The 25216-nt window shown below is 64.5% G+C and carries 25 protein-coding genes; 7 read left to right on the forward strand and 18 right to left on the reverse strand.

Going from position 1 to position 25216, the window contains the following annotated elements; genetic code table 11:
- Positions 1-15: 15 nt before the first annotated feature.
- Genes hdaA through RPF88_RS12885 form a run of 3 tightly spaced genes read right to left on the reverse strand, consistent with a single transcriptional unit; the run spans position 16 to position 2453 of the window.
- A complete protein-coding gene (gene hdaA / locus RPF88_RS12875; protein WP_013532442.1) occupies positions 16-720 on the reverse strand; it encodes a DnaA regulatory inactivator HdaA in 705 nt (234 codons plus the stop codon).
- A 1-nt stretch (position 721) separates the two neighbouring features.
- A complete protein-coding gene (locus RPF88_RS12880) occupies positions 722-1924 on the reverse strand; it encodes an AI-2E family transporter (protein ID WP_013532443.1) in 1203 nt (400 codons plus the stop codon).
- Position 1925: 1 nt separating this feature from the next.
- A complete protein-coding gene (locus RPF88_RS12885) occupies positions 1926-2453 on the reverse strand; it encodes a CDP-alcohol phosphatidyltransferase family protein (RefSeq protein ID WP_013532444.1) in 528 nt (175 codons plus the stop codon).
- 238 nt (positions 2454-2691) lie between these two features.
- On the opposite strand from RPF88_RS12885, the gene purM reads away from it, so the two are divergent.
- The 3 genes from purM to RPF88_RS12900 are packed head-to-tail and all read left to right on the forward strand — an operon-like array spanning position 2692 to position 5025.
- Entirely contained in the window at positions 2692-3771 is a 1080-nt protein-coding gene (gene purM, locus RPF88_RS12890) for a phosphoribosylformylglycinamidine cyclo-ligase (protein WP_013532445.1), read from the forward strand.
- Positions 3768-4481 (forward strand): phosphoribosylglycinamide formyltransferase, encoded by a 714-nt coding sequence (gene purN / locus RPF88_RS12895; protein ID WP_013532446.1) that lies wholly within the window; start codon positions 3768-3770, stop codon positions 4479-4481. The genes purM and purN overlap by 4 nt, the downstream gene beginning before the upstream one ends.
- Before the next feature lie 13 nt (positions 4482-4494).
- A complete protein-coding gene (locus RPF88_RS12900; RefSeq protein ID WP_013532447.1) occupies positions 4495-5025 on the forward strand; it encodes a SixA phosphatase family protein in 531 nt (176 codons plus the stop codon).
- A gap of 51 nt (positions 5026-5076) precedes the next feature.
- On the opposite strand, the gene RPF88_RS12905 is transcribed toward RPF88_RS12900, so the two are convergent.
- From RPF88_RS12905 to RPF88_RS12920, 4 genes are all read right to left on the reverse strand, one after another.
- A complete protein-coding gene (locus tag RPF88_RS12905) occupies positions 5077-5310 on the reverse strand; it encodes a DUF680 domain-containing protein (protein WP_013532448.1) in 234 nt (77 codons plus the stop codon).
- Positions 5311-5724: 414 nt separating this feature from the next.
- Complete coding sequence (locus RPF88_RS12910; RefSeq protein WP_013532449.1) at positions 5725-5952, reverse strand: DUF680 domain-containing protein; 228 nt, start codon at positions 5950-5952, stop codon at positions 5725-5727.
- 47 nt (positions 5953-5999) lie between these two features.
- Entirely contained in the window at positions 6000-6203 is a 204-nt protein-coding gene (locus RPF88_RS12915) for a DUF680 domain-containing protein (RefSeq protein WP_013532450.1), read from the reverse strand.
- A gap of 47 nt (positions 6204-6250) precedes the next feature.
- Positions 6251-6454, reverse strand: coding sequence for a DUF680 domain-containing protein (locus tag RPF88_RS12920; protein WP_013532451.1), 204 nt, complete (start codon positions 6452-6454; stop codon positions 6251-6253).
- Positions 6455-6918: 464 nt separating this feature from the next.
- Between RPF88_RS12920 and RPF88_RS12925 the strand changes: the two genes are divergently transcribed.
- Both RPF88_RS12925 and RPF88_RS12930 read left to right on the forward strand, forming a co-directional pair.
- Positions 6919-7596, forward strand: a complete 678-nt coding sequence (locus tag RPF88_RS12925; RefSeq protein ID WP_013532452.1) for a response regulator — start codon at positions 6919-6921, stop codon at positions 7594-7596.
- A 13-nt stretch (positions 7597-7609) separates the two neighbouring features.
- Entirely contained in the window at positions 7610-8962 is a 1353-nt protein-coding gene (locus RPF88_RS12930) for a sensor histidine kinase (RefSeq protein ID WP_013532453.1), read from the forward strand.
- A gap of 28 nt (positions 8963-8990) precedes the next feature.
- Here RPF88_RS12930 and RPF88_RS12935 read toward each other — a convergent pair whose 3' ends face one another.
- The 9 genes from RPF88_RS12935 to RPF88_RS12975 form a co-directional block, all read right to left on the reverse strand.
- The gene (locus RPF88_RS12935) at positions 8991-9869 is read right to left on the reverse strand and encodes an ABC transporter permease (protein WP_013532454.1); all 879 of its coding nucleotides are present in this window, start codon (positions 9867-9869) and stop codon (positions 8991-8993) included.
- A 13-nt stretch (positions 9870-9882) separates the two neighbouring features.
- Positions 9883-10737: an ABC transporter ATP-binding protein gene (locus tag RPF88_RS12940; RefSeq protein ID WP_013532455.1), complete on the reverse strand. Its 855-nt coding sequence runs from the start codon at positions 10735-10737 to the stop codon at positions 9883-9885.
- A 142-nt stretch (positions 10738-10879) separates the two neighbouring features.
- Positions 10880-11866, reverse strand: coding sequence for an ABC transporter substrate-binding protein (locus tag RPF88_RS12945; RefSeq protein WP_245265360.1), 987 nt, complete (start codon positions 11864-11866; stop codon positions 10880-10882).
- Positions 11867-12069: 203 nt separating this feature from the next.
- Positions 12070-12849, reverse strand: coding sequence for a 4-hydroxy-tetrahydrodipicolinate reductase (gene dapB / locus RPF88_RS12950; protein ID WP_013532457.1), 780 nt, complete (start codon positions 12847-12849; stop codon positions 12070-12072).
- Positions 12850-12857: 8 nt separating this feature from the next.
- Positions 12858-14951, reverse strand: a complete 2094-nt coding sequence (locus RPF88_RS12955; protein ID WP_013532458.1) for an ATP-dependent helicase — start codon at positions 14949-14951, stop codon at positions 12858-12860.
- A 97-nt stretch (positions 14952-15048) separates the two neighbouring features.
- Positions 15049-15222 carry a hypothetical protein gene (locus RPF88_RS12960; RefSeq protein ID WP_013532459.1) on the reverse strand — a complete coding sequence of 58 codons (174 nt, stop codon included), beginning with the start codon at positions 15220-15222 and terminating at the stop codon, positions 15049-15051.
- Positions 15223-15652: 430 nt separating this feature from the next.
- Entirely contained in the window at positions 15653-16825 is a 1173-nt protein-coding gene (locus tag RPF88_RS12965) for a M20 aminoacylase family protein (RefSeq protein WP_013532460.1), read from the reverse strand.
- Between the two features lie 33 nt (positions 16826-16858).
- A complete protein-coding gene (locus RPF88_RS12970) occupies positions 16859-18085 on the reverse strand; it encodes a Zn-dependent hydrolase (protein ID WP_013532461.1) in 1227 nt (408 codons plus the stop codon).
- Positions 18082-19290 (reverse strand): diaminopropionate ammonia-lyase, encoded by a 1209-nt coding sequence (locus RPF88_RS12975; RefSeq protein ID WP_013532462.1) that lies wholly within the window; start codon positions 19288-19290, stop codon positions 18082-18084. Before RPF88_RS12975 ends, RPF88_RS12970 begins: the two co-directional genes overlap by 4 nt.
- A 72-nt stretch (positions 19291-19362) precedes the next feature.
- Here RPF88_RS12975 and RPF88_RS12980 point away from each other — a divergent pair, with 72 nt between their 5' ends.
- Complete coding sequence (locus RPF88_RS12980; RefSeq protein ID WP_063167707.1) at positions 19363-19872, forward strand: Lrp/AsnC family transcriptional regulator; 510 nt, start codon at positions 19363-19365, stop codon at positions 19870-19872.
- A gap of 81 nt (positions 19873-19953) precedes the next feature.
- The gene (locus tag RPF88_RS12985) at positions 19954-21096 is read left to right on the forward strand and encodes a flavin-containing monooxygenase (protein WP_013532464.1); all 1143 of its coding nucleotides are present in this window, start codon (positions 19954-19956) and stop codon (positions 21094-21096) included.
- A gap of 26 nt (positions 21097-21122) precedes the next feature.
- Here RPF88_RS12985 and RPF88_RS12990 read toward each other — a convergent pair whose 3' ends face one another.
- On the reverse strand, positions 21123-23231 hold the full coding sequence (locus RPF88_RS12990) for a molybdopterin-containing oxidoreductase family protein (RefSeq protein ID WP_013532465.1): 2109 nt from the start codon (positions 23229-23231) through the stop codon (positions 21123-21125).
- 82 nt (positions 23232-23313) lie between these two features.
- Entirely contained in the window at positions 23314-25191 is a 1878-nt protein-coding gene (locus tag RPF88_RS12995; RefSeq protein WP_013532466.1) for an ABC-F family ATP-binding cassette domain-containing protein, read from the reverse strand.
- Between the last annotated feature and the right edge of the window lie 25 nt (positions 25192-25216).

Consider the following 25216-nt stretch of genomic DNA (forward strand, 5'->3'; position numbering starts at 1 on the left):
ACCGGCCTCTCAGGCTCAGATCTCGAACTCGCCCTGCCCTTCATCCATGGCACTGACGGTTTCGGCTGCCAGCGCCCTGGTGATCGGCGTCTTGCGTTCGAGCGCGGTCCGGTCGAGCCGCTCCACCACGCGCATCGCTGTCGCCAGCGAGCGCTCGATGCGGCGGACCAGATATTGCACGACATGCGGTTCGACCTCGATCTGACGGTCGGCGAAGAGTTTTGTGATGACGCCTGCCAGCAGGAGATCGTCGGGCTCATGAATTTCGACTGTCGCAGCCGCCTTCAGCCGCGAGGCAAGATCAGGCAGGCCAACACCCCAGGCCGAGGGAAAGCGGCGCGCCGTCAGAAGCAGTTGCGAGCCGGCACCACGCACCGCATTGATCAGATGGAACAGGCCTTGTTCGTCAACCGTCCCGGTATCGACATCGTCGATCAGCGCCGGCCGCGCGCCGAGATTGGCGATGCTGTCGCCGATGCGCCTGGCGTCGACCGCCGCCGCATTGGCACGCGCGCGCCAGATCGAGGCCAGATGCGTCTTGCCAGAACCCGCGGGACCGGCCAGCACCACCACCGGCGATGGCCAGTCCGGCCAGCGGTCGACCAGCGCAACCGCCTGGTTGTTGGTGCCGGAGACGACGAGTTCGTCACGCGAATAGCCGGTGCCATGGCCGAGGTCGAGCGGCAACTGGCGCGGCGGGTCGGTTGGCTGGGCAGTCACTTCAGCGACGCGGTTGCGTGCGGTGGCCGCCGCCGCGATCGGCCGGAAGCTGCGGCACAGGTGCCGCGCCGCGACCCTTGTAGAGCGGCGATTCGAGATAGCGGGCTATTGCGAACCGCACCAGCACGGCGACGGCGGCCGAAGCCGGCACCGCGATCAACAAGCCGACGAAGCCGAACAGCGCGCCGAAGGCAAACAGCGAAAACATCAGCCATACCGGGTGCAGGCCGACGCTCTTGCCGACCAGCCGCGGCTGCAGGATGTTGCCCTCGATGAACTGGCCGATGAAAAACACGACCGCGACCGCGACGATCATCGTCCAGTCCGGCCAGAACTGGACGAAGGCGACGCCGACGGCCAGCACCAGCCCGGTCAGCGAGCCGACATAGGGGATGAAGGAAATCAGCCCGGCGAACAGGCCGATGAGGATGCCGAAGTTCAGTCCGGTCAGCGTCAGCCCGGTGGCATACATGGCGCCCAGCACCAGGCACAGCGTGCCCTGGCCACGCACGAAGCCTGCCGTGGCGGTGTTGATGTCCCGTGCGATGGCGCGCACGGTCTGGACGTTGTCGCGTGGCACCCAGCCGTCGATGACCGCCACCATGCGGTCCCAGTCGAGCAGCATGTAGAAGGCGACCACCGGTGTCACCACGAACAGGCTGACCACAGAAACCAGCGCCATGCCGGAACTCCACAGCGAGGTGAAGACGGTGGTGACAAAACCGAAGCCGGAGGTCAGCAGCGAATTCAGCCCGTCGCGCAAGCTATTGGCGTTGACGCCGAACTTCTGCTCCAGCCATTTCGGATCGAACGAGGTGATCAGGCTTTGCAGCCGGGTCAGATATTCCGGCAATTTGCCGGCGAAATCGGCCATCTGCGTGGCCAGAACCGGAATGAGGATGACAAAGGCCAGGACCAGCACGATGAGGAAGGTGATGAGGATGACCACCGTCGCCATGAAACGCGACAGGCCGAGCCGCTGCAGCCGGTCGGCAACGGGATCGAGGAAATAGGCAAGCACCATGCCGGCGACGAAGGGCAGCAGGATGGCGCTGAAGACATAGAGGAAAAGCGCCAGCAGCGCGGCGCCGGCCAGCCAGAAGAAGATCTGGCGGCGAAAGGTCGCGGACGCGGCGATGTCGGCGGCCGCGGCCTCGATCGCCGCCGCTTCTGTCTCGGATGTCCGGAGTGGAGCCTTCGTCATGTCAGCTCATGTGCCTCAGCCAAGTCACGAGATAGGCTGCGGCCGAAGCCACGGTCAAGACCCCGGACAGCAATATGAGAACCGGCCTCAGCGGGTCGAGATGAACCGACAGGGCAAGCTCACCCAGCACAACCGCCGCCAGCACGATCTGGATGGCGGTGTTGGCCTTCGACACGAAAAGCGGTTTCATCTCGACCGGATGGGCCATGACGGCGGACAGCAGGACCGCGCAGACGATCAACGCGTCGCGCGACACCATGGTGACGACCAGCCACAGCGGCAATTGCCCGATGAGGCCCATGACCACGAACACCGAAACCAGCAGCAGCTTGTCGGCGATCGGATCGAGATAGGCGCCGAGCGTGGACTGCTGATTGAAACGGCGGGCGATGAAGCCATCGACGCCGTCCGAAATGCCGGCGACGAGGAACCCGGCAAAAGCCCAGTCCCAGCGCGCCTGCAGCATCGCCAGCACCACCGCCGGCACCAGGACAAGGCGCAGGATGGTGATCAGGTTGGGGATGGTCAAATGCCTGGCACCTCCTCTTGGTCGGAGATAGATGATGAAGATGGCGGGTGGCAACAAGGGAGGAGCTGCCGATCTCCCCGCACGGGAGCGGCCTTCAGCTTGGCTTTCGCCAATCACGAGCGCCTGTACGTGCGCGCTGTCCACGGTTTTGTAGGCCGAGATGGCCGTTATCCTTGCGGACAGAAACCGTTCATGCGAAGAGCCCGCGACAAGGAAAATTGCTGAACGGGCACCAGAAATGAGCAAGCGCGACGTGAACAAGCGCAAGAACGGGCTCACCTATGCCGAGGCCGGTGTCGATATCGATGCCGGCAATCTCATGGTCGAGAAGATCAAGCCGCTGGTGCGCGCGACGCGCCGGCCGGGCGCCGATGGCGAGATCGGCGGTTTCGGCGGCCTGTTCGACCTCAAGGCGGCCGGGTTTACCGATCCGGTGCTGGTGGCGGCCAATGACGGCGTCGGCACCAAGCTCAAGATCGCCATCGATGCCGGCAAGCACGACACGATCGGCATCGACCTCGTCGCCATGTGCGTCAACGACATCGTCGTGCAAGGTGCCGAACCGCTGTTCTTCCTCGACTATTTCGCCACCGGCAAGCTCGATCCCGACCAGGGTGCCGCGATCGTCGGCGGCATTGCCGAGGGCTGCCGCCAGGCCGGCTGCGCGCTGATCGGCGGCGAGACCGCCGAGATGCCCGGCATGTATCACGGCAACGACTACGACCTCGCCGGCTTTGCGGTGGGTGCCGCCGAACGCGGCCAATTGCTGCCCACCGATGACATTGTCGAAGGCGACGTGCTGCTGGGCCTGGCTTCCTCCGGCCTGCACTCGAACGGCTATTCGCTGGTGCGCCGCATCGTCGCCGTCAGCGGTCTGTCGTGGAGCGATCCGGCACCGTTCAACGACGAGGCCACTCTGGCCGAAGCACTGCTCGAGCCGACCCGCATCTACGTCAAGTCGATTCTCAAGGCGATCCGCAACACGCATGGTATCAAGGCGCTCGCCCACATCACCGGCGGCGGCTTCCCGGAAAACATTCCACGCGTGCTGCCCAAGGATTTTTCGGCCGAGCTCGACCTCGAGGCGATCGACGTTCCTCCCGTGTTTTCGTGGCTGGCCAAGACCGGCGGCGTGGCGCCGGAAGAAATGATGCGCACCTTCAATTGCGGCATCGGCATGATCCTGGCGGTCGCGTCCGGCCAGGCAGCGCAGGTCGCGGCCGTGCTACAGGAAGCCGGCGAGACGGTGACGCCGATCGGCCGCATCGTGCCGCGCCGCGACGCAGGCGTCATCTATCGGGGTTCGATCGGCCTATGAGCGCGCAGAGGAAACGCACCGTTGTCCTGATCTCGGGACGCGGCTCCAACATGACCGCGCTGATTGCCGCGGCCAGCGACCCGTCGTTCCCGGCCGAGATCGTCGGTGTCATTTCCGATAAGGCGGATGCCGCCGGGCTCGGCATCGCCAGGGCGCGCGGCATCGCCACGCAGGTCGTCTCACGTGCCGACCACGGCAGCAAGCAGGCGCATGACGCCGCCATCGACGCGGCCCTTACCGCCTTCAACGCCGAGATCGTGGCGCTGGCCGGCTATATGCGCATCCTCAGCCCCGGCTTCGTCCAGAAATGGCAGGGCCGCATGATCAATATCCACCCTGCCCTGCTGCCGGCCTTCAAGGGGCTCGACACCCATGCGCGCGCGCTGGCCGCCGGCATCCGCATCCATGGCTGCACCGTGCACTTCGTCACCTCCGAGATGGATGACGGCCCGATCATCGCACAGGCAGCCGTGCCGGTGATGGTCGGCGACACCGCCGATACATTGGCAGCCCGCGTGCTGAAGACCGAACACCGGCTCTATCCGCTGGCGCTGGGGCTGGTCGCCGAAGGCAAGGCGCGCATGGAGTCCGGCCGCACCGTGCTTGCCCACTTTGCCGACGATGCCGACAACGGCACCTCGGTGGTGATGGCCCCGGATCCGCTGCGCGAGGAAGCCGACCTCGAGCATCTGGCGCGCATCACGCCTTGAGCTTAGAGCGGCGATGAAACAGCTTCTCCTGCTTCGTCACGCCAAATCCAGCTGGGACGACCCTGATCTCGATGATTTCGACCGGCCCTTGGCCGAACGCGGAGTGAAGGCAGCCCGGTTGATGGGGCGCGAGCTTGCGACGCGCGGCTGGCTGCCGGACCTGGCGCTGGTGTCGGCGGCGCTGCGCACCCGCGACACCTGGCGGCTTGTGGCGGCGGAATTGCCCGTCCCGCCCCAGGTCGCATTCCTCAAGGCGCTGTACGATGCTTCAGCGGCGGACATTCTGAGCCAGATTGGTCAAACCGACGCTTCGAGCGGCAGCTTGCTGGTAATTGGCCACAATCCGGGCCTGGAGCAGTTGGCCAGACAGCTTGCCGGGCCGGGGTCAGACGCCAAGGCGATCGCAAGACTTGAGGAAAAATTCCCGACGGGAGCCCTCGCCCGGGTGGTCTTCAAAGGCGATTGGTCCGTCGTGTCCCCCGCCCGGCTGACACATTGCTTGCGGCCCAAGGACCTGGGCCCGCGGCCGAAGGACCTGGGCTAGTGTCCATGGCAGGTGCGGCGGGTCAAGCCCGCCGCACATCCGCTTGAGCCGTCAGTTTCCCCAGTTGCCCTGACCGGATTCCGGCTGGACCGAATCGGGCGTCAGCGTGAGGTCGCGGTGCTTGACCTGCCTGTGGGTCGAAGCCGTGTAGCTGTGGTCGACATTGACCGCGTGCGAGGTGACGGCCGGCTGATTGACATTGTCCGAACCATAGTTGTCGCTGCCGGCAAAAGCGGCACCAGTGGCAACGAGGATGGCGGCGGCGGCAAGAGCGATCCTGTTCATTCTATTTACTCCGGTATTCCTGATTCTGTCCGTCTAGTGGCGTGCCCCTGGGGAGGAAATTTCGCGTCGCTCGGACAACCTCGATCTGGGTTTTTCGTGCGCCGACTTCCAATCACGAAGACGTTCCCTCACGCGCGGCATCGGGACCTCGAACGTCGGCCAAGGGATTGAGCTCACCCTGTTTTATCAGTTTATCTCAGACGCTTACAAGGAGGGTGCCTGACGCATGATGCGGCGGTTCATCGAGCCAGCGCTCGCCATCCGTTCACGATTCGTCAACATAAATTGAACCAGCTGGTTCGATTTACGATCGGCGCTCCGACACCGATGCCGTCGGCCGAAATCCTGCTCATGCATAAAAAACAAGAGCGGCGGGCAAGGCCCACCGCTCTTTGTGGTCGCAGACTTCAGAAATCAACGACCCCAGATGCCCTGACCCGACTGAGCCGGCACGTTGGCATTGGCATCACCCTGCGTCTTTACGGACTTCGGGATCGAGCCGGTGTGCGTGGTGTCGATGTCGGACACGGACTGGTTCGCAACAGGCTGGTTGGCATTGTAAGAGCCGTAGTTGTCGCTGCCGGCAAAAGCGGTGCCCGTGGCAACGAGGATGGCGGCGGCGGTGAGTGCGATCTTGGTCATTTTAGTTACTCCTGAGTTCAATGTTGGGTCGATATCGGCAGTCGCGATTAGCGGCCGAAGAGGTTGCGGTCAGCGCCCTGCGAAGCGGGGGCCTGGACGGTTTGCGTCGACTTGGAGATCGAAGCAGTGGCCGACTGGTCGACGGTGACGGCAGGCTGATTGGCGTTGGCCGAGCCATAATTGTCGCTGCCGGCAAAAGCAGTGCCCGTGGCAACGAGGATGGCGGCAGCGGTAAGAGCGATCTTGGTCATTTTAATTACTCCTGAGTTCAAGTTTGGGTCGATATCGGCAGTCGCGATTAGCGGCCGAAGAGGTTGCGGTCAGCGCCCTGCGAAGCGGGGGCCTGGACGGTCTGCGTCGACTTGGAGACCGAAGCGGTGATCGAATGGTCGACAGCGACGGCAGGCTGATTGGCGTTGGCCGAGCCATAATTGTCGCTGCCGGCAAAAGCAGTGCCCGTGGCAACGAGGATGGCGGCGGCGGTAAGAGCGATCTTGGTCATTTTAATTACTCCAGTATTTGTCATGTCCGTCTAGTGGCGTGCCCTTGGGAGGAATTTCGCGTCGCTCGGACCACCCCGAGATGGGCTCGCGCTGCCGCGGATTCCAATCACGAAGATGTTCCCCCGCGGCTCGAATCCAGGCCTTGAAATTTGACACAGGGTCTCGGCGGTCATAATTTAACTGTTTGAAATCAGACAGTTAATCGATAACGCCCATCACCAGGCGCGACCGCTCGCCAGGCCGGCGTTCACCATCTGCTACACAGTGCGTCAACAGAAATCGAACTGAACGGTTCGGTTTGAAGCGATTGCGCACCATCTGAACTTCTGGATCTCCTACATTTGCCTTGCGGTTGGATCGAGATTATCGCTTGTGCACGATCATCAATCGGGCGCGACTTGGCGGCGCCAGTTGAAGAAGTGGCGGAAATCCGGGTGACCTGCACCCCAGGACAGCGATAGAAATGCGGTTGCTGCTTGTAGAAGACAATCGCGAGCTGGCGGATTGGCTGGGCAAGACCCTGCGTCAGGCGAACTATGTCGTCGACATCGTCCATGATGGCGAGGATGTCGAACACGCGCTCGCCGCCGGTGACCACGCGCTTGTCATCCTCGACCTTGCGCTGCCGCGCATGAGCGGGCTGGAGGTGCTGCGAATGTTGCGGACGCGCGGCAACCGGGTGCCGGTGATCGTGCTGACCGCAAACGCCAGTCTCGACGGCCGGGTCAAGGGCCTCAATGAGGGCGCCGACGACTATCTGGCCAAGCCCTTCCAGATCGAAGAGCTCGAAGCACGAATCCGCGCGCAATTGCGCCGTGCCAATGACCGCACCGCGCCGGTCGTTGCCTGCGGTGATCTCGTCTTCGACACCAACACGCGGCTGTTTTCGCTTGCCGGCGAGGCGCTGGCGCTGACACCGCGCGAGCATGCCGTGCTTGAGCAATTGATGGTCAAGGCCGGACGCACGGTGAGCAAGGCGGCATTGTCGGCCGCGATCTACGATTTCGAGACCGACGCCGATCCCAGCGCCATCGAGATCTACGTGCACCGCGTGCGCAAGAAGCTCGACGGGTCGCGGGTCCAGATCGCCACACTGCGTGGCCTCGGCTACCTGTTGCGCCAAGACGATTTGGCGCCGTGACGATCCTGGCGCCATGAGGATCAACAGCCTCCGCCTGCAATTGCTGGCATGGGTGGTGCTGCCGCTTGCCGGGCTCGCGACCATCAACCTGTGGACCAGCCAGCGCAACGCACTGGCGACCGCGGACCTGGTCACCGACCGGATGCTCGTCGGATCGGCGCGGGCGATTGCCGAGCAGGTCGCCATGGTCGACGGCGTGCTCGATGCCACGGTGCCCCCGGCGGCGATCGAGATGTTCGACACCGGCGACCGCGACAGCGTCTACTATCGCGTCGAGACAGCCGGCGGGCGGCTGCTGACCGGATATCCCGACCTGCCCGAAGCGCCGCAGCATGCCAGTGTCGAGGCCGCCTACCGCGATCACCAGCTGCGGCTCCTGACCCTTGGCCATGCGGTGATCGGCGCCGGCAACGACTCGCCAATATCAGTCACCGTGGGCGTCACCCTTGCCGGCCATGACGCCATGGTCAAACAGCTTTGGTTCAGCGCCTTTGCCCAGCAACTGGCGCTGGTGGCGATTGCCGGCGTGTTCGTGCTGCTCGGCTTGCGTCGCGGCCTGGCGCCGTTGATCCGGCTGCGCGATGCGGTACGCTCGCCAAACCGCAGCGACCTTGACCCCGTCGAAGTGCCCGGTGCGCAAAGCGAGATCCGCCCGCTGATCGACGCCCTCAACGCCTACATGGAGCGCGTGCGGGCGCAGATGGCGGCGCAACGCCGCTTCATCGCCAATGCGGCGCACCAGCTGCGCACGCCCCTGGCGCTGCTGTCGACACAGGCAAGCTATGCGCTTCGCGAAAGTGCCGCCGATGCCCGCCAGGAGGCGCTGGTGGCGCTGCAGGCGAGTTCCGGCAAACTGGCGCGGCTGGCCGAACAGCTCTTGACCCTGTCACGCGCCGAGCCAGGCAGCCGGCGGCCGCGCGCCGACCGCATTGACCTGGCGGAAGCCGCCCGGCACGTGCTGGAAACCCTGGCGCCAACGGCCATCGATCGCAAAATAGATCTCGGCCTCGAGGAGGCTGGCCCCGTTCCGGTCATCGGCGACGGCACCATGCTGCGCGAGATGATCGTCAACCTCGTCGACAACGCACTGCGCTACTCCCGGGCTGAGGGCAGTGTCACGGTGAAGCTGGCGGCCATCGACGGCGAAGCCGTGCTGACGGTCGCCGACGACGGGCCTGGCATTCCGGCGGACGAGCGAGACCATGTCTTCGAGCGCTTCTACCGTATTGCCGGTTCGACCGAGGAAGGCAGCGGGCTGGGACTCGCCATTGTACGCGAGGTCGTCGAAAATGCCGGCGGCCGCGTCACCCTTGGGGATGGCGCGGCCGGCGGTCTGTTGGTTGAGGTCAGGCTGCCGCTGGCCTGACCGGTCAGGCTGCCCCTGGTCTGACCGATCACGTTCCCTGCTCGTTGAACGGCGCCGGCCGCCACTTCACGACATAGTTCTCGAAGCGGGTGATGATGAACTCCACCACCAGCGCCATGACAGCCAGGATGATCATCGCGGCGAACACGCCATTGGCGTTGAAGGCGCCCTGCGCGGTCGAGATCAGCAGGCCCATGCCTTGCTTGGCGCCGAGGAACTCGCCGACCACCGCGCCGACCAGCGCGAAGCCGAAGCTGACATGCAGGCTGGCGAGGATCCAGCTCATCGCCGAAGGAATGATGACGGTGCGGGTGATCTGGAACGGCGAGGCGCCAAGGATCTGGGCATTGGCGATCATTGCCCTGTCGGCCTCGCGCACACCCTGGAAGGCGTTGGCGAAAACAACGAAGAACACCATCACCACGGCAAGCGCCACCTTGGACGCCATGCCGAGGCCGAGCGCGATGATGAACACCGAGCCGAGCACGACGCGCGGCACCGAATTGGCGATCTTGATGTAGATCGAAAAGACATCCGCCAACAGCCGATTGCGGCCGAGGATGATGCCGGCGGCGATGCCGCCAAGGGCACCGATGACAAAGCCGAGGAAGGTTTCCTCCAGCGTCACGTAGATCTGCAGCCAGAGTGGGCCTTGCGAGGTGCCTTCGGTGATCCACGACCAGATCTGCTGCCAGATGCCAGAAGGGCTGGCGAAGAAGAACGGGTCGATGATGTTGTAGTCGGCGCCGAGTTCCCACAGGCCAAGGAAGACGACCAGGATCGCCAGGCGCAAGGAGATGACAAGCGCGTGGCGGCGGCGCAGCCTTGCCCTCGCCCGGGCTTCGGCAACGGCGATGGAAGCATCGCGGACGGCGGCCTGGTTGGCGGTCGGAGAGATTGCGGTCATGCTGTTTCTCCTTTCAATGTCCGGTCTGCAAGGTCCGGCTCTGGCCGAGCTGCACTTCCTCGCGCAGATCGTTCCAGATCACCTTGGCGATCTCGACGAAGTTCGGGTCGTAGCGGATGTCGGCCATGACGCGGGGGCGCGGCAGGTCGATGCGGTAGACGCTCTTGACCGTGCCCGGCCCAGCGGTGAGCACATAGACCTTGTCGGCCAGCGCCACCGCCTCCTCTAGGTCGTGGGTGACGAAGACAACCGAGGATTTCTGCTCCGACCACAGATCCAGCAATTCGTCCTGCATGGCGGTGCGCGTCTGCATGTCGAGCGCGCTGAACGGCTCGTCCATCAAAAGGATCTTGGGCTGGTTGATGAAGGTCTGCGCCAGCGCGACGCGCTTGCGCATGCCGCCCGAAAGCTGGTGCGGATAGTGCTTCTCGAAGCGGCCGAGGCCGACGCGGGCGATCCAGTCGCGGGCGCGGTCGTAGGCCTGCGCCTTTGGCGTGCCGCGATAAAGTGGACCGGCGGCGACATTGTCGATGACACTGCGCCAGGGAAACAGCGCATCCGCCTGGAAGACAAAGCCGATGTCCCGGCTGATATCGGTGACCGGCGTGCCCATGACGCGGACATTGCCGGTCGTCGGCCGCAACAGGCCGGTGACCAGGTTGAGCGTCGTCGACTTGCCGCAGCCGGTCGGCCCGACGACGCAGGCGAACTCGCCGCGCGCCACGGTCATCGTGAAATCGCGGATCGCCGTCATCATGTGCCCGTCGGGCGTGACGAAACGCAAGGTCACATCATCGATGGCGATCGCGGCGTCGGCTTGTGGCGCGGCCTGAGACAGCTTCTCGGCCGCCATGGGTTGCACTTGCATGGCGCACTCCTGTCGCAATGGGGCAAGGGAGCCCGCGGCAGTGCCACGGATCTCCAGGTGTTCGGGAGGCCGCGCCGCTGCCTTCTTGATTCAAGCAGCCGGCGCAAGTCCTTGTTATTCAACGAGTGGTAGGCTGGCGCCGCTATTTGGCAGCGTCGACGAATTCGGTCGTGTAGGTCTTCGACAGGTCGATCTGCTTGCCTTGCAGGCTCTTCGAGAATGTCGAGAGAACCTTGAGCACGGTCGGCGGACCATCGGCCGGCATGCGGCCATCCGGCGTGAACATCGCCTTGCCGCCGGCCAGCCCCTGCACGTAAAGGTCCCGGTTGCCGGCATAATAATCCTTCGGCATCTTGTCGGCGATCTCTTCGGCCGAATGCGTGGCGATGAATTTCATCGTCTTGACGAAGGCATTGGCGAGCTTCTGTGCCTCATCCTTGTGGCCTTCCAGCCAGGAGGACTGGACATAGAAGGACGCCGCCGGATAGTCGCCGCCCAGCGCTTCCTTGGTCTTTTCGGGCGTGCGCATGTCGACCAGGATGCTTGCCTCGCCGGTCTTGAGCAGTTTGGCGATGGTCGGCTCGGTGGTCATGCCGGCCTGGATCTGGTCCTGCTTGACGGCGGCGATGAAGGTGTTGCCGGCGCCGACCGGCAGCAGCGTGTAGTCGCCGGGCTTCAGGCCGCTGCGCACGGCAAGATACTGGGTCAGGAAATCGGTCGAGGAGCCGAGACCGGTGACGCCGAGCGTGGCGCCCTTGAAATCGGCGGGCGACTTGATCTCCGGGTGCTTGGCGGAGACCAGCTCGACCTCACCGGGCGCTTGGCTGAACTGGACGATCGACTGGATGTATTTGCCCTTCGACTGCAGGTCGACGGTGTGATCGTAGAAGCCGACAACGCCTTGGACGGCACCTGCCAGCAGTTCATTTTCGGCCTCGACCCCGGCGCGCGAGTTGAGCAGTTCGACATCGAGCCCCTGGTCCTTGAAGTAGCCGAGCTGCTGGGTGAGCACGGCAGGCAGATAGATCTGCTTTTCCATGCCGCCGACGATGATGGTGATTTTGTCGGCAGCCGAAGCCACCGTGGCGCTTGTGGCTGCAATAGCAAGGCTTAGCGCCGCTGTGCGCAGGGCGCACTTCGAGATGAAACCGGTCACGAAACTTCCTCCACTTGGGCGGCGCGCCATCCCGGCTGCGCCGCATTCCTCCTTACCGGCCGCTCCCGCACCGGTCACACGGCGAACGCCGTAATGACTTCATGGCACGCCCAAGCTTTCAGCTGGCTTTCAGTCGTTTTAACGGCCGTTGAAATGGAATCCGTTGTGGCTGCCGGTCACGGAGCGCCGAAACCGAGAACGTCGCGCATGTCGTATTCGCCGGGCGGGCGTCCCTCGAGCCAGAGCGCGGCGGCAATGGCGCCGCGGGCGAACATGACGCGGTCGCCGGCCGCATGCGACAAGGTCACAAGCTCGCCTTCGGCACAGAAGCTCACGCTGTGTTCGCCGATGATGCTGCCGCCACGCAGCACCGCAAAGCCGATCTCACCGGGAGGCCGCGCGCCAATGGCGCCATCGCGAACAGGCCGCGCCACCGCGTCGAGCTCGACCTTGCGGCCGCCGGCCACGGCCTGGCCAAGCATCAAAGCGGTACCTGACGGCGCGTCGATCTTGTGTCGGTGATGCGCCTCGAAGACCTCGGCGTCCCAGTCTTCGGGATCGAGCGCTGTCGCCGCCTGTTCGACCAATCCGACCAGCATGTTCAGCCCCAGCGAAAAGCTGCCGGAGCGCACGATGGCGATGGTCTTCGCGGCCTCGGCGATGTCGGCGAATTCAGTCGCATCGAAACCGGTCGATCCGATGACCAGGGCCGGCCCGCCGCGGGCGGCGCAAAACCTTGCCAGGTCAGCCGAGGCCGCCGGCGTCGTGAAGTCGATGACCACATCGGCCGTGGCAAGCGCCTCCTCGCGGCTGACCAGCCCATCGCCGACAGCGCCGGGCCGATGGAACCGCGCAGCGAGCGCCAGCCGTGGATCGACCCGCACGGCGTCCGTCATCTGGCGGCCCATGCGGCCGAGCGCGCCGGCGATGGCGATCCTGATCGGCGGCTGCGGCATGGCCTCGGCTATTTCCACATGCCGCGCATACGGGCGCCAATGTCGACGCGCACCTCCGGCCGGGCCGCCCTGCCCTGCGCGGCCAGCGCGCTTGGCCACGACATCTGTTCGAACGCGGCGAGGATCGAGGCCGGGATGAAACGGGTGCGCGAGGCATAGAGATGGCGGTCGCCGCGCGCCGCCTGGCCATGTGGAAAGAAACGCTGCGGCATGACCAGGTTGAGATTGTCCTTGGCCCGTGTCATCGCGACATAGAGCAGCCGGCGCTCCTCCTCGATGTCCTCCTTGGTGCCGACGCCGAGATCGGCCGGGATGCAGCCATCGACGGTGTTGAGCACGAAGACATTTTTCCACTCCTGGCCCTTGGCCGAGTGGATGGTCGACAGGATCAGATAATCCTCGTCGCGATGCGGCGGCCCAGCCTGGTCGCTGGTGGCGTCCGGCGGATCGAGCGTCAGTTCGGTCAGGAAGCGCTCGCGCGAGGCATAGCCCGAGCCGATCTGCTCAAGTTGCAACAGGTCGGCCCGGCGCGTCGTCGCGTCCTCGTGGATGCGTTCCAGATGCGGCTCGTACCACAGCCTGATCTGTTCGAGGTCGGCCGGCCATCTGGCGCCGGCGCGCAGGCCGGAATAGAGCGCGACGAAGCCAGGCCAGTCGTCCGCCGCGCGTTGCGGCGGACGCCAGCCGGCCAGCCCCATGGCCTCGTCCAGCGCCGTCGTCATGGTCTCGACGATCTGCGCGGCGGCCGAAGGGCCGATGCCAGGCAAGAGTTGCAATACGCGAAAACCGGCGACCCGGTCGCGCGGGTTTTCGGCAAAGCGCAGCACCGCCAGCACATCCTTGACGTGGGCGGCATCGAGAAACTTCAGGCCGCCGAATTTGACGAAGGGAATGTTGCGCCGCGTCAGTTCGATCTCCAGCGGCCCGCTGTGATGCGAGGCGCGAAACAGCACCGCCTGGGATTTCAGCGCTGTGCCCGCCTCGCGCTCGGCCAGGATGGTGTCGCAGACGAAATTGGCCTGCTCGACTTCGTCGCGCACGGTCACCAGTTTTGGCCTGTCGCTGGATTTGCGCTCCGACCACAGGTTTTTGGTGAAGCGCTCCGAGGCTTCGCCGATCACCGCGTTGGCGGCAGCAAGGATGGTCTCGGTCGAGCGGTAATTGCGCTCCAGCATCACCACGTCGGCGGCTTGCGCGAACTGATTGGGGAAGTCGAGGATGTTGCGAACCTCGGCGGCGCGGAACGAATAGATCGATTGCGCATCGTCGCCCACCACCGTCAGCCCGGCGCCGTCGGGTTTCAGCGCCATGAGGATCGAAGCCTGCAGGCGATTTGTGTCCTGGTATTCGTCGACCAGCACATGGTCGAAACGCCCGCCCAGATGCGCCGCTATCTCGGGCTCCGCCGCCATCTGCGCCCAGTAGAGCAGCAAATCGTCGTAATCGAGCACGTTTTGCGCCTGCTTGGCCTCGACATAACCGGCGAACAATTCTTTCAGCTGCTCCGCCCAGCCGGCGCACCAGGGAAAGGCGGAACCCAACACCTCGTTGAGCGGCGCCTGCGCGTTCACCGCGCGCGAATAGATGGCAAGGCAAGTGCCCTTGGTGGGGAAACGCGCTTCCGTCTTCGAGAAGCCGAGTTCGTGGCGGACCAGATTCATCAGGTCGGCGGAATCCTCGCGATCATGGATGGTGAAGGCCGGGTCGAGACCGATCTCCAGCGCATAGTCGCGCAACAGCCGCGCGCCGATGCCGTGAAAGGTGCCGGCCCAGGTCAGCGCATCGGTGATGACGGCTGCATCGCGGCCGAGCACCTCGCCGGCAATACGCTCGACGCGCCTGGCCATTTCGGATGCCGCGCGGCGCGAAAACGTCATCAGCAGGATGCGGCGCGGGTCGGCGCCCTTGACGATCAGATGAGCGACGCGATGCGCCAGCGTGTTGGTCTTGCCAGATCCGGCGCCGGCAATGACCAGCAACGGGCCGGCAATCTGACCGGCGCCGTGCTCGACGGCCTGGCGCTGGGCATCGTTCAGCCGCGCGAGATAGGCAGGCTGGACGGTCGGTTCCCGAAAGGTCGAATCAGCGGTGGCGAGGTTCATCGCCCATCAAGCATCGTTTCTGCTTTGTTCGCAACATCGATGCGGGCACACCTAACCCATGCAGGACTGGGGCCGGTCTGAAGAGAAGGGATCGCGGCTAGCGTTGCGGATCGACACCCATGTCGGCCGACTGCCGTCGCAAGGTCTCGCGATCAGGTTGCGACGGCGGCAACAGCAGCGGGTCGACCGTATCGGGCACGTTTTCGACCATCTTCCTGGCGATGCGATAAGTGACATAGGCGAAGGCGCCGGCGACGAGCAGACGGAACATGGTGCAACACTCCTTTGGAGCAGAACCAACCGTAGAAACAGCCTTTGGTTCCCTTGCCAATCGTCCACGCGCGCAGTCGAAGATGGAGGGCGGTTTCGCCGGCGCTCCCGATGCATTCTCGAGGCAACCGGAGGCGGAACTTGGCCTTTGCGAGGTTCGCGTGCTGCCGCAACCCGCTGTGGCGTCCCGGACGAACTTTTGGAGAAGAAGGCCGGCGCCGCTTGGGAGGAGTGAAGCGCCGGCCAAGCGGATAATTAAGTCCGCCGCACAGGTAAGGCTAGCTGAGTCTTTCCCCTGCGTCATCGGGGGATTGTCTTTGTTAAAAACGTACCGACGCACACGGCCCTATCGGTCACCAGCCGTCAAGAGCTTGTCTTGACCATCATCCCGGCAATCTCAATAAACCCGGGAGTTGGCGATCAAAACGCGATCATCTTCCCGCGTCGCCACCCAGCCTTTGCCTGACCACGGCTACATGGAAATTCGTGCCGAACAGCAGCCCGTCATCGTTGAAGTCGTAGCTGGAATTGTGCAGCGGCGCGGAAGCTTCGCCATTGCCGAGGAAGACGAAGCAGCCCGGCACGTGGTCGAGGAAGCGGGCGAAATCCTCCGAAGCGGTCATCGGCTCGCGGGCGACGGCGATGTTGCCGGGTTCGAAGACGCCTCTGGCGGCGGCGAATGCGGCATCGACCAGTTCGGCATCGTTGCGCAGCGGCACGAACTCCCTGCTGTACTTGACCTCGGCGGTGACATTATAGGCGGCAGCGATGCCCTCGGCGAGAATGCGCATCTGCCGCTCGATCTCGGCGCTGACCTCGGGACGGAAGCTGCGCGCATCGCCGAGGATGCGGGCAAGACCGGGCAGAGCGTTGCGGGTGCCGTCGGTGATCAGCTCGGTCACCGAAACCACGGATATGTCGGCCGGACTCAGTCGGCGCGAGACGATGGTCTGCAGATTGGTGACCAGCGCGCAGGCCGCGACCAGCGTCTCGTTGCCCGCATGCGGCCGCGCGGCATGGCCGCCGAGCCCCTTGAGCACGATCTCGAAGTTGTCCTCGGCCGACATTATGGGTCCGGCACGGGTCTCGAAATGCCCGATCGGCAGGCCGGGCATGTTGTGCAGGCCAAAGATCTCGTCGAAGGGAAAGCGCTGCATCAGCCCATCTTCGAGCATGGCGAGTGCGCCCCTGCCCCATTCCTCGGCCGGCTGGAAGACGAAGCGCACGGTGCCGTCGAAACCGCCCTCACCGGCCAGCAGCTTTGCCGCGCCGAGCAGCATGGTGGTGTGGCCGTCATGGCCGCAGGCATGCATGATGCCGGGATTGCCGGACCGGTAAGATGCGTCCGATTGTTCTGATATGCGCAGCGCATCCATGTCGGCCCTCAGCGCAATCGCCCGGTTGCCGCTGCCGCGCTTCAGCGTGCCGACGACACCGGTGCCGCCGACGCCTTCGGTGACATCGTCCAACCCAAATTCGCGCAGTTTGGCGGCGACGAAGGCGGCGGTGCGCTTCTCCTCGAAGCCGAATTCCGGGTGTGCATGCAGATCGCGCCGCCAGAAAATCATCTCCTGCTTCAGCGCGTCGCGATCGAGTTCAGACATTCTTCTGCCCCTTCTGCTTCTGCCCCTTCTGACCTACTTTGCCAGTTGCGCGGCCACATCAAGCAGGATGTTGGCGCCGGCAACAAGCTCGGCGTCATCGGTGTGTTCGCGAGGACTGTGACTGATGCCGCCAACGCTCGGCACGAAGATCATCGCCGCAGGCGCGATACACGCCAGCATCTGCGCGTCGTGGCCGGCGCCTGATGTCATGCGCCTGACCCCGAGGCCACGGCGTTTCGCGGCGGCCTCGATTTGTTCGACGATGCGCAGGTCGAAGATCACCGGTTCGAAGCGGGCCAGTTGCTCGACCGAAACCGTCACGTTCTCAGCGGCGGCAAGCTGCTCGAGATAGGCGGCAAGCGCCGCTTCCGCCGCCTGCAGGCGCTGTTCGTCGGGATCGCGCAGATCGACGGTGAAGACCGCGCGCGAAGGGATGACATTGATGGCATTCGGCTCGAAGCGGATCGTGCCGACGGTGGCGACGGTCGGCGCGTTCGAGGCTTTGGTCCGGTCGAGCAGGAAGGTGATGACCCGGGCGGCGGCGTGGCCGGCATCGTTGCGCATCGACATCGGCGTGGTGCCGGCATGGTTGGCGACGCCGTCGATTGTGATGCGCTGCCAGGAGATGCCTTGCAGATTCTCCACCGCGCCGACCGGCAAGCCTTCGCGCTCCAGCACCGGCCCTTGCTCAATATGCAGTTCGAGATAGGCGTGCGGCGTGAGGAAGCCGGGTTCCCGGTCGCCGGCATAGCCGATGCGGGCAAGCTCCTGCCCGAGCACGCTGCCGTCGGTGCCGACGGCCGCCAGCACCGTTTCGGCATCGATGCCGCCGGCGTGGACCAGCGAGCCCATCATGTCGGGTGTGTAGCGTACGCCCTCCTCATTGGTGAAAGCGGCGACCGCGACCGGGCGCGACGGCGAAAAGCCTGTCGCCTTGAGCGTCTCGATCACTTCCAGCCCGGCAAGCACCCCGTAGCAGCCGTCATAAATGCCGGCATCGATGACGGTGTCGATGTGCGAGCCGATGAGCAGCGGCGCTTGCCCGGTGTTTTCCGGGCTTTGCCAGATGCCGAAAATGTTGCCGACCCGGTCGATGGCGACATCGAGCCCGGCCTGCCGAAGCCAGCCGACGAAGAGGTCGCGGCCCTGCCTGTCGGTGTCTGAGGCGGCCAGCCGGGTCAGCCTGCCCTCGACATCCCGGCCAACAGCGCCGAGTTCGCGGATGCGGCCGAGCAGGCGCTGCGCATCGATGGCGATCATGCCGTTGCCTCGGCTGTCATCTTGCCTTCCAGCACATCGGCCGGGTTCATGCCAACCAGTTCGGCGTAGCGATGCGGGTCGGTGGCGCCTTCGGTGTTGATCACCAGCACCCGCGATTTGCCGTCAAGTCCAAGATCGGCCCGGTTGTCGGCCACCGCCCGGATCAGCCCGGCAAGGCCGACACCACCGCTTTCGCCGGCGACGATCACCGGGTCACCGCCGGCCGGCCAGGCCAGCCGCCGCATCACCGCGATGGCCTCGTCCTCATCCACCGTCATGAAGGCGTCGGCGGCGCGCGCCAGCACCCGCCAGGCGACCGGCGAGGCTTCGTAACATTCAAGCATGGCCATCACCGTCGGCTGGCCGTGCGCGACCTTGACCGGGCGCCCGACCTGGGCGGCTGCGAAGACACAAGCGGCACGCGCCGGCTCGACCACGATGAAGGTCGGCCTAGCGTCACCGAGCACGGTGGCCAGATGACCGGCCAGCGCGGCGGCAATGCCGCCGACACCGGCCTGCACGAAGACGTGGGTCGGCGTCCGAGGGAGTTGGCGCAAGGCTTCGCGTACGATCGCGGTATAGCCCTGCATGACCAGGCCGGGAATGCGCTCATAGCCCGGCCACGAGGTGTCGGAGACCACGGTCCAGTCCTTGTCGGCCGAAACCTGGGCAGCTTGCCTGACCGAATCGTCATAATTGCCGTGGACGCGGATCATCTCGGCGCCATAGCGGGCGATCGCCGCGATGCGCTCCTCGCTGACCCCGGCGTGGACGAAGATCGCCGCCCGCGCGCCGACGAGTTGCGCGCCTTGCGCGACGGAGCGGCCATAGTTGCCGTCGGTCGCACAGGCAAATGTCATCGCCGCGGCGACCGCCCGCACATCAGGCCGATCGAGATCGGCCACATCGAGGAGCCGGCCAAGGCGACTGCCGGCCTCCTCCAGCACCAGGCGGAAGACGGCATAGGCGCCGCCAAGCGCCTTGAAGCTGCCGAGGCCGAGGCGAAAGCCCTCATCCTTGATATGGATGGCGCCCAGTCCGAATTCGCTGGCGAGCGCCGGCAGTGCATGCAGCGGCGTCATCCGGTGATTGTCGCGGTGGCTGAGAAAACGCTCGACCGTGTCGGCTCCGGCCACGCCAAGGGTTTCGGCATCGATCGGATCGAGCGGCCGGCGGTGCGATGCGTTGCGGTTGAGCAGGAACATTGGCCGGTCCCGTTGGTCAGCGAGAACATATTGCAGGAGCAACGCAAAGAGCGCTGTAATATGGTCTCTTAAATGCAAGTTTGTTTCGTCCAGGATATTCCATTGCCTGCATTGCCGTCCTCGCTCGATAGTTTCGATCTCGCCATCCTTGCCATCCTGCAGCGCGACAACACGACGCCGCAGCGGTTGATCGGCGAGGCGGTGAACCTGTCGGCGCCGGCGGTGCAGCGCCGCATCAAGCGCATGGAGCAGACCGGCGTCATTGCCGGCAATGTCGCTGTCGTCGAGCCGGCAGCGGTCGGTCAACCCATCACCATCTTCGTCGAGGTGGAACTCGAGAGCGAACGCGCCGAACTGATCGACGCGGCCAAGCGGCAGTTCTCGGCGACCCCCGAGGTCCAGCAATGCTATTACGTCACCGGCGAGGCCGACTTCATCCTGGTCATCACAGTGGCCGACATGGGCGCCTATGAGGCGCTGACGCGAAAACTGTTCTTCGACAGCAACAATGTCCGCAAATTCCGCACGTTCGTTGCCATGGACCGGGTCAAGGTAGGGTTGACGGTGCCTTTGCCTGTCTAAATATTTGTCGCGCGGCAGGCCTTTACTTTCCCACCATGTTTTTGACATTCTCGGGCTGTGAATTCTGCCGCGGAGGCCGGCTTGGACGACACCACCCCAGTTGCGATCATCGGTGCCGGGCCGGCGGGCCTGGCCATTGCCGCGTGCCTGCGGCAGAGCGGGCAGGATTTCGTCCTGCTGGAAAAGGAGCAGCAGGCCGCACCCGCCTGGCGACGCCACTATGAGCGCGTCCATTTGCACACGGCCAAGCGCTTTTCCTCGCTGCCCTTCGCGCCCTTTCCCAGGGACTATCCGCGTTATGTGCCGCGCGATCTCTTCATCGACTATCTAGATGCCTATGCGCAACGTTTCGATCTGCGGCCGCGATTTGGAGAAACAGTGCGGGCGATCACCCGGCGGGGCAGAAGCTGGCTCGTGGATACGACGACCGGTCCCTTGCATGCTTCAAACGTTGTGATTGCATCTGGCAACAACGCAGAGCCGCTGATGCCCAGATTTGCCGGCGCCGATGCCTTCAAGGGCCAAAAGCTGCATAGCGCCGACTATCGCAACGCAGTGCCTTTCGCCGGCCGGCCGGTGCTGATCGTCGGCATGGGCAATACCGGCGCCGAGATCGCGCTCGATCTGGTGGAAGGCGGTGCGCGGCCGACGATTTCGGTGCGCGGCGGCGTTCATATCGTACCGCGCGAACTGCTTGGCGTGCCCATCCAGATGATCGGCATGGCGGCGCGCCTGATGCCGCAGCGCATCAACGATGCCTTGTTTCCCATCATCCTCGATCTGGCGTTGGGCAGGCTGGGGAAATACGGGCTCAGGCGGCCGCAGCAAGGAATGCTGCAGCAGATCGCGCTCTCGTCGCGCATTCCGACGATCGATATCGGCACGGTGCGCAAGATCCGCGAAGGTGCGATCAAGATCGTACCCGACATTGCCGAGATCACCGAACAGGGCGCCCGTTTTACCGACGGCAGGCATGGCGAGTTCGACGCGATCATCTTCGCCACCGGCTTCCGGCCCGGCTACGCCAAATTGCTGGAGCCCGGCGTTCAGCCAGAGCGCAGCGGCGTCAATGCGAGGGCTTCAGAGCTTGGCCTCTATCTCATCGGCTTTCACAATCCGGTCACCGGATTGCTGCGCGAAATCTCGATCGAGGCCGAGCAGATCGCCGACGACATCAGTCTTAGGCGAAACCGAAAGAAGGTGGCCGAAGCCCTGCCGGTATAATTTGACGCGAGAGCAACTGAGTTCTCTCACCTTGCCGCGCGCAGCCAGACCTTGTTGTCGTGGAAGGCAGCACCCCCATAGGGTGCAGGCGCGTCGGCGCCGGTCAAAACGTTGATGCCCTCGCCGCGCTCATGGGCGCTGTTTGGCCAGATGCCTTCGGCGATCACCACGCCACGCTTGATGCCGTCGAACAATTTTGCATGCAGCACGACTTCGCCGCGCTGGTTGCCGACCTCGACACGGTCGCCATCGGCCAGCCCAAGTGCCGCGGCATCGTCGGGATGTAGAAGCAGTTCCGGGCGGCCCTCCCTGGCTTTCGACACCGGTGTTTCCGAGAATGTCGAATTGAGGAAGTTGCGCGCCGGCGACGTCGTCAGCCGGAACGGGTGGGCTTCGTCGGCGACCTCGATCAGGTCGACATGGTCGGGGAATTCCGGCAGCCGCGCCACCGGGCCGAACAGGCCCATGCTTTTGGGCGGCCGGTTGGGCGCCGCCTGCCCGGTCCAGTCGGCGCGGAAGCGGAATTTTCCATCCGCGTGGCCAAATCCGTTGATGAAGTGTGCTGCCTCGAAATCCGGCTGCAGGTCGACCCATTTGTCTTGCTTCAAGCTTTCGAAACTGCCCAGCCCGCGCTTGCCCAGGATGATGTCGATATGCTGCTGCTCGGTCAGGCCGAAACCCGGACGGTCGGCGACACCGAGGCGATCAGCCAATTGCTCGATGACGAAATGGTTGGTGCGCGGTCCCTCCGGCGGCTCGATCAGCTTGGGGCCAAGCGTGATGTGCTGGTTGCCGCCGCCCTTGTAGACATCGTCGTGCTCGAGGAACATCGTGGCCGGCAATACGATGTCGGCAAGCTTGGCCGTGTCGGTCATGAACTGCTCGTGCACGCAAGTGAACAGGTCGTCGCGCAGGAAGCCTTGCGTCACCAGCCGCTGCTCCGGCGCGACATTCACCGGATTGGTGTTCTGGATCAGCATCGCCGTCACCGGCGGGCCACCATAGAGCGCATCGCTGGCACCGGTCAGCACCGGGCCGATGCGCGAATGGTCGAGATAGCGGATCGAGGGATCGCGCATCCTGGTGCCTTCGAGCACATCCTGGTTGAGCTTGAAGATGCCGGAATTGGAATGGAAGGCGCCGCCGCCCTCATATTGCCAGCTGCCGGTGACAGCCGCGATGCACGAGGCGGCATGCATGTTGACGGCGCCATTGCGCTGGCGTGCAAAACCATAGCCGAGGCGGAAATAGGTCTTCTTGGTCGTGCCGACGAGGCGGGCGAAGGCCTCGATCTCGGCAACCGTCAGGCCCGTGATCCCGGCCGCCCACGCCGGAGTGCGCGTCTCGAGATGCGCTTCCAGCCCTCTCGGGTCGTCGGTGTATTTCGAGAGATAGGCGCGGTCGGCCATGCCCTCCTTGAACAGCACATGCATGACCGCGCAGGCCAGCGCGCCATCGGTGCCTGGCTTCAGCACAAGGCCAAGATCGGCCTGCTTCATCGTCGCGTTTTCGTAGACGTCGATGACGACGATCTTGGCGCCGCGCTCCTTGCGCGCCTTGATGGCGTGGGTCATGACGTTGACTTGGGTCACCACCGCATTGGTGCCCCAGATCACCACGCAATCGGATTTCGCCATCTCGCGCGGGTCCGGCCCGCGCAAGGCGCCGGCCCCCATCATCCAGCCCGTCCAGGCGAGATTGGTGCAGATCGACCCGAAGAAGCCGGAATACTTTTTCGCGTGGCGCAGCCGGTCGATGCCGTCGCGCTGCACCAGCCCCATCGTGCCGGCATAGTAGTAGGGCCAGATCGTCTCCGAGCCGTACCTCTCCTCGGCCGCAATGAACTTTTCGGCGACGAGGTCGAGCGCGGCCTCCCAGCTCGCTTCCTTCCAGGTGCCGTCGCCCTTAGCGCCGGCGCGGATCAGCGGCTTCAGCAAACGGTCGGGATGGTGGACGCGGTCGGCATAACGCGCAACCTTGGCGCAGACGACGCCGGCGGTGTAGCTATTGGACTTGGCGCCATGGACGCGGCCGATCCGATTGCCGTCGAGCAGTTCGACCTCGAGCGCGCAGGTCGAAGGACAATCATGCGGACAGGCCGAATGGCCGATGCGAAGCTTGGCGTGCTGGTTCATGCGGCAAGACTAGCGGGTTTCAAAGGGCGCGTGTAGGGCCAGATGATTAGCCAATCTCCCCACTTGTGGGGAGATTGCGTAATCACTCCGCCGTGCCTTCTTCATACTCTGCCGACATGGACAGCCACTTTTCCTCGTGGCCGGCCAGCGTCTGGGCCAGTTGCGAGCGCTCCTTGGCCAGCCGGGTCGCTGTCGAGGGATCCTTTTCGTACACCGCCGGATTGGACAGTTCGTCCTCGATGCCGTCGATGCGCTTGCGGATGCGGTCCATCAGCGCTTCGGTGGCGCGGATTTCCTTGGCCAGCGGCTCGAAGGCGGCGCGGCGTGCCGCCGCATCGCGACGGCGGTCGGCCTTTGACGCCTTTTCCGCCTCGCGCTTGCCGCGGCGGTCGCCGGACACGCCGGTGACCAGCGTCTTGTAGTCTTCCAGATCGCCGTCATAGGGGTTGACCGCGCCGTCCTTGACCAGCCACAGCCGGTCGGCGGTTGCCTCGAGCAGATGGCGATCATGCGAGATCAGGATGACGGCGCCAGGGAATTCGTTCAACGCATGGATCAGCGATTCGCGGCTGTCGATGTCGAGATGGTTGGTCGGTTCGTCGAGGATGAACAGGTTCGGCCCCTCGAAGGCCGACAGGCCCATCAGCAGCCGCGCCTTCTCGCCGCCCGAAAGATCCTTGGCGGCGGTGTTCATTTTCTCGGTCGTGAGGCCGAACTGGGCGACGCGGCCGCGCACCTTCGATTCCGGCGCCTCCGGCATCAACCGGCGGACATGCTCGTAGGCGTTTTCGTCCGGCCGCAGATCGTCGAGCTGATGCTGAGCGAAGATCGCCACCTTCAGCCCGGGCGCCACCGTCATGGTGCCGCTCTCCTGCTTCAACCGGCCGGACAGCAGTTTGGCGAAGGTCGACTTGCCGTTGCCGTTGGCGCCGAGCAGCGCGATGCGGTCGTCGGCGTCGATGCGCAGCGTCATCTTCTTAAGGATCGGCTGCTCCTCGGTGTAGCCGACATTGACGTTGTTCAGCGCCACGATCGGCGAGGCCACCGTCTTCACCGGCTCGGGGAAGGAGAACGGCCGCACCGAGTCGTTCACCAGGGCCGCGATCGGCTTCATCTTTTCCAGTGCCTTGATGCGCGACTGTGCCTGTCTCGCCTTGGAGGCCTTGGCGCGGAACCGTTCGACGAAGGATTCCATGTGCTTGCGCGCGGCTTCCTGCTTGACGCGGCCCTTCTCCTGCAATTCCTTCTGTTCGGTGTATTGACGCTCGAACTGGTCGTAGCCGCCGCGCCAGAAGGTCAGCTTCTTCTGGTCGAGGTGAACGATCGAGTTGACGGCGCGGTTGAGCAGGTCGCGGTCGTGCGAGATCAAAAGCACGGTGTGCGGATATTTCGACACGTAGTTTTCCAACCACAGCGTGCCTTCAAGATCGAGATAGTTGGTCGGCTCGTCGAGCAGCAGCAGATCGGGCTCGGCAAACAGCACCGCGGCGAGCGCCACGCGCATGCGCCAGCCGCCGGAAAAGGAGGAGGCCGGACGCCGTTGCGCAGCGTCATCGAAGCCGAGGCCGGCGAGAATGGTGGCGGCGCGGGATTCGGCTGAGTGCGCGTCGATGTCGGCCAGCCGCATATGGATGTCGGCGATGCGGTGCGGATCGGTCGCCGTCTTTTCCTCTTCGAGCAACGCCGTGCGTTCGAGATCGGCCTTGAGCACGATCTCGATCAGCGCATCCTCGGTGCCTGGCGCTTCCTGCGCCACCTGGCCGATGCGGGTGCTCTTCGGCAGGCTGATCGAGCCTGTCTCGGACGGGAAATCGCCGGTAATGGCCTTGAACAGCGTCGTCTTGCCGGTACCGTTGCGGCCGACGAGGCCGGCTTTGGTGCCGGCTGGCAAGGTCAGCGAGGCATGGTCGAGAAGCAGGCGTCCGGCCATGCGGAGCGATAGGTCGTTGATGATCAGCATGGCCGCGCTTTTGCACCGGACATCA

Origin of the sequence: Mesorhizobium sp. ISC11, from assembly GCF_037162595.1 — a bacterium.
Classification (GTDB): Bacteria; Pseudomonadota; Alphaproteobacteria; order Rhizobiales; family Rhizobiaceae; genus Mesorhizobium; species Mesorhizobium ciceri.

Bases quoted from the DNA above. Each gene is read 5' to 3' on its own strand.
- RPF88_RS12990 (WP_013532465.1), bottom strand. From the start codon at position 23,231: ATGAACCAGCACGCCAAGCTTCGCATCGGCCATTCGGCCTGTCCGCAT.
- RPF88_RS12900 (WP_013532447.1), top strand. From the start codon at position 4,495: ATGAAACAGCTTCTCCTGCTTCGTCACGCCAAATCCAGCTGGGACGAC.
- RPF88_RS12935 (WP_013532454.1), bottom strand. From the start codon at position 9,869: ATGACCGCAATCTCTCCGACCGCCAACCAGGCCGCCGTCCGCGATGCT.
- RPF88_RS12960 (WP_013532459.1), bottom strand. From the start codon at position 15,222: ATGTTCCGTCTGCTCGTCGCCGGCGCCTTCGCCTATGTCACTTATCGC.
- RPF88_RS12880 (WP_013532443.1), bottom strand. From the start codon at position 1,924: ATGACGAAGGCTCCACTCCGGACATCCGAGACAGAAGCGGCGGCGATC.
- dapB (WP_013532457.1), bottom strand. From the start codon at position 12,849: ATGCCGCAGCCGCCGATCAGGATCGCCATCGCCGGCGCGCTCGGCCGC.
- RPF88_RS12910 (WP_013532449.1), bottom strand. From the start codon at position 5,952: ATGACCAAGATCGCACTCACCGCCGCCGCCATCCTCGTTGCCACGGGC.
- RPF88_RS12925 (WP_013532452.1), top strand. From the start codon at position 6,919: ATGCGGTTGCTGCTTGTAGAAGACAATCGCGAGCTGGCGGATTGGCTG.
- purN (WP_013532446.1), top strand. From the start codon at position 3,768: ATGAGCGCGCAGAGGAAACGCACCGTTGTCCTGATCTCGGGACGCGGC.
- RPF88_RS12920 (WP_013532451.1), bottom strand. From the start codon at position 6,454: ATGACCAAGATCGCTCTTACCGCCGCCGCCATCCTCGTTGCCACGGGC.
- RPF88_RS12955 (WP_013532458.1), bottom strand. From the start codon at position 14,951: ATGAACCTCGCCACCGCTGATTCGACCTTTCGGGAACCGACCGTCCAG.
- RPF88_RS12980 (WP_063167707.1), top strand. From the start codon at position 19,363: ATGCAAGTTTGTTTCGTCCAGGATATTCCATTGCCTGCATTGCCGTCC.
- purM (WP_013532445.1), top strand. From the start codon at position 2,692: ATGAGCAAGCGCGACGTGAACAAGCGCAAGAACGGGCTCACCTATGCC.
- RPF88_RS12970 (WP_013532461.1), bottom strand. From the start codon at position 18,085: ATGATCGCCATCGATGCGCAGCGCCTGCTCGGCCGCATCCGCGAACTC.
- RPF88_RS12905 (WP_013532448.1), bottom strand. From the start codon at position 5,310: ATGAACAGGATCGCTCTTGCCGCCGCCGCCATCCTCGTTGCCACTGGT.
- RPF88_RS12930 (WP_013532453.1), top strand. From the start codon at position 7,610: ATGAGGATCAACAGCCTCCGCCTGCAATTGCTGGCATGGGTGGTGCTG.
- RPF88_RS12965 (WP_013532460.1), bottom strand. From the start codon at position 16,825: ATGTCTGAACTCGATCGCGACGCGCTGAAGCAGGAGATGATTTTCTGG.
- RPF88_RS12940 (WP_013532455.1), bottom strand. From the start codon at position 10,737: ATGCAAGTGCAACCCATGGCGGCCGAGAAGCTGTCTCAGGCCGCGCCA.
- RPF88_RS12975 (WP_013532462.1), bottom strand. From the start codon at position 19,290: ATGTTCCTGCTCAACCGCAACGCATCGCACCGCCGGCCGCTCGATCCG.
- RPF88_RS12995 (WP_013532466.1), bottom strand. From the start codon at position 25,191: ATGCTGATCATCAACGACCTATCGCTCCGCATGGCCGGACGCCTGCTT.
- RPF88_RS12915 (WP_013532450.1), bottom strand. From the start codon at position 6,203: ATGACCAAGATCGCTCTTACCGCTGCCGCCATCCTCGTTGCCACGGGC.